Below are 8,232 nucleotides of genomic sequence, written 5' to 3' on the forward strand. Positions count from 1 at the left end.
CCCAGGGAGCGTTCTTACTAAACGACAGGGGAAAAGAAAAGCGATTTGCGGCAAATGGCGTTTGTCGTAATTTGTAGGGATCTCGTTTGCGTTTTTATAGATTTGGTTTGTACAGGAGTACTAGCACCATGAGAAAGAGGCATACTCAGTCTGGCGCGAGCTTACCGCTTGTAATTGCTTTAGCAGTTCTTGTGGTAATCATCGGTCTTGGACTGTTCTACTTCGTGATGGTTCAGGGAGGCCAGAAAGAATTCGCCAACGCGGCTGACGCGGGCGCATTGAACGTCGCGAAAACTGTTCTGACGAAACCGTCAATTAAGTTGAGCGATGTTTCGCCGGAAGCTGTTTCTTATTTCAAAGGTGTCGGTGACGGCGCTAATAAAGATGAAATCAATTTGCGCAACATCAACTCCGTTTGGGGCGCAGCTCTATTAGTCGGTCTCAACTACGAAGCAATGGCCAACTCCAAGAACCCTACCTTGCGTGGCTCCGCTGCTGAAGAAGCCAGACAGAATGCCGTTAAGATGGCAACCGTTGCCGGCGACGTATCGAAAGCTCTCAAAACCAAATTGTCCGATTGTCCCGATTTGAAAACTGCCTTCGTTGACTTCGCTACTGCCAACGAAGCTCGTGAACTTGGACGTAGCGCAACTCACAGCAAAACTACCAAAGTTACAGGAACATGGGATGTTGCCTATTGCGACAAAGGCAGCTCATCCAATGTTTTCTTGAAAGATTCGCAAAGACCGGAGGGGCTAACCGATGAAACTTGGAACAAGCTTGGCTTAGGTGCTAACGGCGCCATTCCTGGTTACAAGGACATCGAATTAAGCTCCGGCTTGAGATACACCTTTGTTCCGCTATCAGGCAAGCCTCACTTGATCTCGCAAAGCGCCTTCAAAGCTAGCGACAAAAACAGCGTAGGCAGCCAAAACGCGGACAATCTAGTTCCTAATACTTTCATGGTTCAAGCACAACTTGAAGCTAAGAAAGAAGGAGAGAACACTGTTGGCATGGTCGAACTGACCAGCTACGGTGAATCAGGCGACTTGGATTCACGCTCCGTCAGCATTCCTGGTGTGGTACGCGTAGCTAACTACCGTGCCATGCAGCAAGGCGGTGGTGAATTTAGAGTTGCATCTGCCCAAACGGTTGCTCGTCCGCAAATTCCACCGCGCGGCTTGCACGCAATTGAATATTTGAATTTTGAAATGCTTTATGCACGCTCAAACTCAGATGGACCTCCCGGATCGAAAGGCGATGCTATCGTCGCTTTGATGGATAGCCCAGTACTTCTTGTAAAAGACCCGGCAAATCCAAGCAGACCACCACTCAAAACTGCAGACAATGCAAGTTTTGTATGGGGCACACAGTTAGCAATTGAAGATACTTATTACAGCAAAATTGCTGATGGTACTGTTCCCGATGCTGAACCAACCACAGATTTGGGTGGTGGCAATCGTTGGGAGTGTTTGAACGCACCATTGCCAAATTCATATGTAAGCAAAGATGTTACAAACACAGATGATTTGAAGAAATATCTGAACCCGAGCAACTGCAAACCAGTTGATCACACAATGATCGGCATACCAAGACCAAACACGGACTTGATTGCTGATGAATGGTACACACAGCAGATCAACATATATGGCCCACACGACGACAACAAGACCGTCTACGGAAGCACAGCTCACCCACACATCTGGTCTGCCGGTCCGCTAGTAGCGGATGGCAACAACAAGATGGGCGTCAAGTTGTGCCAAAGTGACAGTCAACTTGGATTCAGAAATGGTTGGAATGATCCATTCCAAGCAAATCAGAAACCTCTCGTTTATGAGTGGTTGAACGACAAGACTCACCCAGCGCAATTGTTCTCCGGAATGATGATGGTCAGAGGACCACGTGGGGTTAAATTGACAATCGGTAATCCTGCAACCTTCGCCAACGAAGGCACAGTTACTGATTTTCTATTCCCGAATGGTGTTCCAGGTGTAGTTAATGGAGGACCATGGTCTGTTGCTTCAATGGTAGGCGCAGGTCAACGTAATGAAGAACACAAAATGTACACGGATGCCATCCTATCCAGACTGTTGACACGAATTCACCAGATGGGTCACGGATTGGAATCCTATACAGCTGAAGACGTCGTAAAAGACCTAACTCAATTTGTGCCAAACAATAATCCGCAACTCCCAATGGGAAGAGCTGTTTATTTTATGGCAGGAACAAGACCAAACGATCCGACCAAACCAGCGCTTATCTGCAAACTGGATAATGCTCCTGAAGTAAGAGACTATGCGGCACTTAAGCCGGATGGTAAACCGATTGGTGAAGCGCTCGACAAAGATACGCCGCGTTCGGACAATCCCTTCGACAAGGACACCAACACGGTTGCTTATCTTGGACCCCGCTATCCAAATAGAGAAGGCATCTACAACATTGCTGGAGACTGGGGTTACACAACTCCATTCGTCAACCAGCAAACCAACGAGCAGAACGCTACAGACGTTCGCTGGTGGGCAATGTATGTCTTGACTCCATCAACTGGTTTCAAGGGCGTACTTGGTGAGCTAAGCTTGCGCGAATTCTTCAACCAACCAGACGCATCTGCCGGCTGGAATGGAAAAGGCTCGCAAGCTAATATGCCTGATCCTTGCGCAACTACACTAAAGGCCGGCATGTATCACGGAGCCAGACCAATTGACTGTCCGTGTGAATGCTTCCCTGAAGGTGGAGCCGGCGCCTTTGCTCCTGACACAAGCAAGATTCGTCTTGCTCAGGAAAGAGCAGCCAAGCGCCACAAGGGAATCAGCGCTCAACCACACAACGCAGCGCCGCCTTCGAATAACAATAACAACAATAATAACAACAACGGTGGTAAATGCCACCCGAACTGCAGCCACGGAGGTCCTTGCTAACAGACCGACCCACAAATTATGGCGCTAACCGCCACAATTGAAAGAAGGCTCTCAATCGAGAGCCTTCTTTTTTAGGAATCGATCCATGTCTTCGGGATAAATGAAGACCACCAATGAAGCGATCATTAGCCACTCGAAAATTGGGATGTTCATGGTTACATCAATACCAATGTGCAAAAGAATCGCTGCAGCTAAGACGAAATAGCGGAACTTTCGGAACCAGACCAAAGTAAACATCGAGGCTTCGGTGGCGAGCGCTCCCCATGTGAGTATCTTCGATAAAAACAAATTATCGGCGATGAAAGAAACCGGCATGCGAGCAAATTCATCTACGTGCAACGCATAATAGACCGCCGTCCCATCGAGCCACGTGTCGCCGGCCAGCTTACTGGTAAATGCTATGAAATACACTAAAGCCACCTGATACTGCAACAACTTTTGCAGCCACTGACTCTTCATTGGTATTTCAGCCTGTCCATTTCTTTTCGCGTTCCAACGATCAATAGAGAGCGCCTCTCCAGCATTGGAAAATACAAGGTAGTAAGCTCCCAGCCGGAGCAAAGTGTCTCCACTATTAAGAATTAGTACGTTGCGATGATGAATTCCGATCAGAGCTATCAATACAAGGAAAGCACTCAGTCTCGTATGCCATCCTAACGTTAGGAGAATGCCGAACACAAACGCACTACTAAACAGTGTTCCTGTATTCCGTGCCGATTCAAAAAAGTAATTCAAGAAATCGAGACAAGGTCCCTGCACGTACAATCTAGATGTCTCAAAACTCAGTACACCATGTGGTCCATAAAACTCATCTGTATACGGCCACAAAAGTACAAGCGTACAAAGTAATATCACACCATAAAAAATACGGTAAACAGCCATAGGTGTCGGCGATTGTTCGGCAAACCAAAAGTTATTCCAAGCTGATGTGATTCGACTAGCGATCATTCAAGATCCTTTGGATTGACTTTTGCAGTGTAGATAACTGACGTATGCTCTTCACGCTTCTGAGCGTTGCCCGGTGCGGGTGTGTCGATTTCGTGCTTGATCAAGGTTATGAATACCGGCGGATTACTCTGACTATTGTGCAATCTGGCAATATAGCGAATGGCATCCGGCCAAGCTACCGCTTGTTCTGCATCACCAATATTATCGTTGGCCCATTTCCTATAGCGCTCTGCCGGTATTTTTTCCCACCATGTACGTTTTTCCACTCGAGGAAATTCCCATTCCTTGCTAGTACCATCGGCAAACTCAACATCTGCCGACAGATACGTGCTGCACTTGGGAGGATTCGGCGCAAATACCGTCCAAGATTGATCAAGACCGCAAAATCTTATGTACGGTAACAATGGCGATACAAGCGCATCTCTAGCAAAAGATGACGGTAGACAATAAGCAGTTAATCCAATGATATGAGCAAGTATGAAAGTAGAAAGAGCCGGTTTGCGAATGCGCTGCCATGCATTCATTTCATCGGAATCCCCACAATAGGTTCAGTCTGATGTTGGCTTAGCGTATAGTCTTGTGGCAAACCAGGAATCGGTACAGGAAATTTCCCTTTCAAATCCAGAGTAACCGTGACACTTTCACCTTTAGGATCAGTCGTGTTCCAATCAAGCTTTTTCTTTGTTAGCGAAATCAAAAATGGTGTCGGCTTGAAGTCTCTAACCAGTTCGTCCACAGAACTGTTTGCAGCATTAGCGGTTGCTTGGTTGGCTGCGGAGCGAGCAACGTCTTTAACATAACTGTCGAGCGCTTGTTTAGAGATAGCAAAGACAGCCAGGTCATAAAACAGCAGCAGTATCGGCACAAGAATTAGAAAACCAAATGCGAGTTCGGTAATTCCTTGTCCATGTTTTCTTCTAGTTCGATTATTCACAAAGCACCTGTCATTGTGTTGCGTAAAGCGGGTTTTCCATCAACCGTTCGCCAGTAAAGGTGTATTCAATCGGCGCTCCCAAACCAGGGACATTAGCAAGACCGGGAATCGTCATTACTGAATTCGATTTGACGGTTGTGGTGACTCGAACAGTGTAATCACCATTTACCCGTGACTTGTATTCAACTTTAGCAGTCGGCGGGCTTTGACCCTTGTTGACGAATTGCCCTGGTCCCGTGCTCATCCAAGCAGTAGTGATGGCGAGCATCTCAGCATCAACTGCGCTCTTCTTAACCATCGCTGCTTGCCGCAATTGAGCGCTTTGCAGAAGGTATCCCGTGCTATAGGTGAAGCCCATAAACAAAAGGTCTAAACCAGGAAATAGAAGAAGAAGAAATACAATGCCAATCGCAACTGAAAACTCGACGGTTGCTGCACCCTTTGATCTAACTGTGCTTTTCTGCCGCTTGCAACCGCTCATTTCTACGAACTCCCCTAAACGATCTAAACCCATTATTGCTTATTTCAATGACCGTGCCTAGGTTCTCGGCATGTACCGAAATCCGCAACAGGCTAGACTGTTTAACCTACATTTTTCTGGTAACACTGAGAGTGATATCCGTCTGCGATGCAGTACCACGGAGTCCAACTCTGCAGAGCATGCCAGTCTTATAACCTGTAATATTGGCTGCTCCAGCTCCGCCAGGAATCGACTCTTGCAAGCGCCAGCCTGCTGCCTTGAGAGAGCTGCGGTACCATTCGATAACACGCTCCACATTATCAGGAGCAACAATTTGCAGACTGGATGTCTTACCTAAATCGGAAGTCTTTTCCGAACCGCCGGCAAAACGACCCTGATAAACAGGAATTGGAAAATCTCTTGGAGCTTCTGTCAGTTCTCTAAATGACTTTGTCTCGGCGAGCTGTGAGAATTTGACGACTTTCGGCACTATCTTCTGGTACTTCGGCTGCTTGTCACCAGACTCTTTCTTTTGCTGCGCCGAAACAGGCGTATTTAGCGAAGAAACCACCAAGGCTGCCACGGCACTCAGACCGAATAATGCTCTAGTAAAGCTCACAATGTCCCCTCCCACGGTAGTACTTCCTCAGTATACTTCTCTACTTTAGCTATATACCGTCTATGAGAGCTGAACTTCACAATTTTCCCTCTAGTTAATCAATAATACGAGGTTATCGGACACTTACTATTTCTTATAGTTAGTCACAATTTTAAAAAAAACGGACGAGGAAGTCCATTGGGCGAAAACCCTTTGGACTCCCTCTTGCCGAATGTTTAGGCAGGTGATTTAGCAACACAATACAAGAATGCCACCATACTCGGCCGACAGCTATTTTCAGATTTCATTGAACGTGTTGTAGTTTTGTGTAAACTCGTTGGGATATCTGAAATTTGTGAATGTGAAGGTAATGCTCACTTCAAGTCCGGTAACATGGTGCCACCAGCCGACCGGAATGAAGAGGGCTTCTCCTGCTTCGAGTGTGACATCGATTATTTTGACGTGCTTGAGTTCCGGGAAGCGCTCATAGTCAATGTTATCGAGATCAATATCGCTGTAGCAATGCAAGTTGTTTGCAAGTCGTGGCTGCTGGATTGCATTGATGAGTCTAACCCGCTTACTACCAAGCACCTGGACCATGAAGTTGTTGGTCAAGTCATGGTGCAGTGGTGTAACTGTACCGGCAGGACCAAACCAAAGGAAACCAGTACTGTTTGGCGCGTTGCCGTCAAGGTAAGGAAGCGTAGGCTGCATGTCTGGTTGCAATGCCTCAAGTAGCGGCCGATTAGACTTCGCCGAATCATTTGCCGTCAGGTAATAATCATTGGTTTTCCCTGCTGATTTAACCAAATCGACATATTCGGCAAGCGAAATATTCGTGCGAAGGATATTGTCATTTCGTTGATAATGCTTATCGCTCTGGCGATTTTTCTGTATTGCTACATTGAGATTTCCGAAACGTTCCTTGAGAAAATCGGGTGTCCAAAGTTCCATGGCTTTCCAGTTTTTCAGTCCGTCAGTTACTACTACCGGACGGTTGGCCGCATAGTATTGCTCCCGGAATTCGTCCGATGAAAGATTTGATCGACGTGGAACCTCTGTAGCGCTTTCAGACAAATCATTCATTTCGCTGACTGTCTTTAGCACCCATTCTTGTTTATTAAGTTTGCGGCCCAAGGAAAGCGCTGCCTGAATAAACGGATGCGCGGCATTATCTTCAAGAATCTTTTGCTGCTGCTGAACGATATGTTGAGCATCAGTGTTCTTCACACCAGAACTTACCATGATGTTTATTAGGTCGTTGGCATCTTTTTGCAGCAGTAAATTAAGAGCGGCCCATTGCTGCCAACCACACGCTGTGGCCATATGTATTTGAATTGTTTCGCGAGCATAGCCCTTCTTCAACAAAATGTCTGTCAGCTCGTTGGGATCACATTTAGCTTCCAGGTTTTCCTTTAACCATTTGTCCAAAGCAGGATCCCATTGCGGATTTACGCGGTTCGTATTTTGTTGTGTTGCATTATTCATGTTCGGCTTCCTTGTTGATAGTAGTAATTAGTAGAGTTATCCGAACCAATACCAACACGGACAACGCAGCAGCGGCTAAGTGCACAACTTTTGCAAGTTGTACTAACCTTTACCGCTGCTACGTACGTCAGTATTGCGAACCGCTGGCTACCGAAATGCAGTTGCTTCTAGCGTTTCCTTATTGTGTATGGTCCATGCGAACATAACACAGTAAAGATGATAGCTGCATTCTTGAGGATCTTATCGATTACCTTCCTCTCGTCTGTACCGCGTGCGGACTCAGCCAATCGTTTGAACAATTGGCTTTCGCACCACAGCGAATGGATCGAGAATTCAGCAAACGTTACCATTGGGTCGTTGGTTCTTTTCACCCGACGTCTTGCAACGTTATCGCAATCGTCAATACCGATAGTCAGTTCCACGCCGTCTTGAACCGTGTACTTCCTGTAATTGTAGTAGACGGTAGAAGTTCCCCACAGACTCTTTATACGCAAAGTGCGTTCTGAACTACTCACAAAGACAATGTTTCCTTTGTTCACTTTTACCTGAACTCCGGAAGCATTTACTGTCATGTTCGTAGACGCTTCTATTAGTCTGCGTTGACCAAATGAAACTTCGACATCGGCATGAGCCTCAACGAAGTCATCTGACGGCTTAGGTCGACAGCCACATGGATCCTCTGGGCAACCTCTGTCGCACCATTGGCATGTTTCGCCTTTCGCTCTCAGCTGCTCCAGCGTATTTGGATGAATGTAATCCGTTGGTGGCAGCATGTGAACGTATTCATCCAACTTCACTTCACCACGAAGCGGCGTCGGCGTTGGAGTCGGCGTCGGCGTTGGAGTCGGCGTCGGCGTTGGAGTCGGCGTCGGCGTTGGAGTCGGCG

Annotated in this window: 8 protein-coding genes; 1 reads left to right on the plus strand and 7 read right to left on the minus strand. The window is 46.9% G+C overall.

All coding sequences use genetic code 11. From position 1 onward, the window contains the following. Window positions 1-128 precede the first annotated feature (128 nt). Entirely contained in the window at window positions 129-2,918 is a 2,790-nt protein-coding gene (locus K2Y22_06620; GenBank protein MBX9878118.1) for a hypothetical protein, read from the plus strand. Between the two features lie 51 nt (window positions 2,919-2,969). Here the strand turns inward: K2Y22_06620 and K2Y22_06625 are convergent, their stop codons facing one another. The 7 genes from K2Y22_06625 to K2Y22_06655 all read right to left on the minus strand — a co-directional run. Next, window positions 2,970-3,866 carry an HTTM domain-containing protein gene (locus K2Y22_06625; protein MBX9878119.1) on the minus strand — a complete coding sequence of 299 codons (897 nt, stop codon included), beginning with the start codon at window positions 3,864-3,866 and terminating at the stop codon, window positions 2,970-2,972. After that, on the minus strand, window positions 3,863-4,390 hold the full coding sequence (locus tag K2Y22_06630) for a hypothetical protein (GenBank protein MBX9878120.1): 528 nt from the start codon (window positions 4,388-4,390) through the stop codon (window positions 3,863-3,865). The genes K2Y22_06625 and K2Y22_06630 overlap by 4 nt, the downstream gene beginning before the upstream one ends. Next, window positions 4,387-4,800, minus strand: coding sequence for a hypothetical protein (locus K2Y22_06635; GenBank protein MBX9878121.1), 414 nt, complete (start codon window positions 4,798-4,800; stop codon window positions 4,387-4,389). Before K2Y22_06635 ends, K2Y22_06630 begins: the two co-directional genes overlap by 4 nt. Window positions 4,801-4,810: 10 nt before the next feature. After that, a complete protein-coding gene (locus K2Y22_06640) occupies window positions 4,811-5,281 on the minus strand; it encodes a hypothetical protein (protein ID MBX9878122.1) in 471 nt (156 codons plus the stop codon). 106 nt (window positions 5,282-5,387) lie between these two features. After that, entirely contained in the window at window positions 5,388-5,879 is a 492-nt protein-coding gene (locus tag K2Y22_06645; protein MBX9878123.1) for a hypothetical protein, read from the minus strand. A 276-nt stretch (window positions 5,880-6,155) separates the two neighbouring features. Next, on the minus strand, window positions 6,156-7,346 hold the full coding sequence (locus tag K2Y22_06650; protein MBX9878124.1) for a cupin-like domain-containing protein: 1,191 nt from the start codon (window positions 7,344-7,346) through the stop codon (window positions 6,156-6,158). A gap of 167 nt (window positions 7,347-7,513) precedes the next feature. Then, window positions 7,514-8,232, minus strand: a 719-nt coding sequence (locus tag K2Y22_06655; GenBank protein ID MBX9878125.1) for a hypothetical protein, incomplete at its 5' end; no start/stop codon positions are given.

The sequence above is a fragment of the Candidatus Obscuribacterales bacterium genome (genome assembly GCA_019744775.1).
In the GTDB taxonomy this organism is placed as follows: domain Bacteria; phylum Cyanobacteriota; class Vampirovibrionia; order Obscuribacterales; family Obscuribacteraceae; genus SBAT01.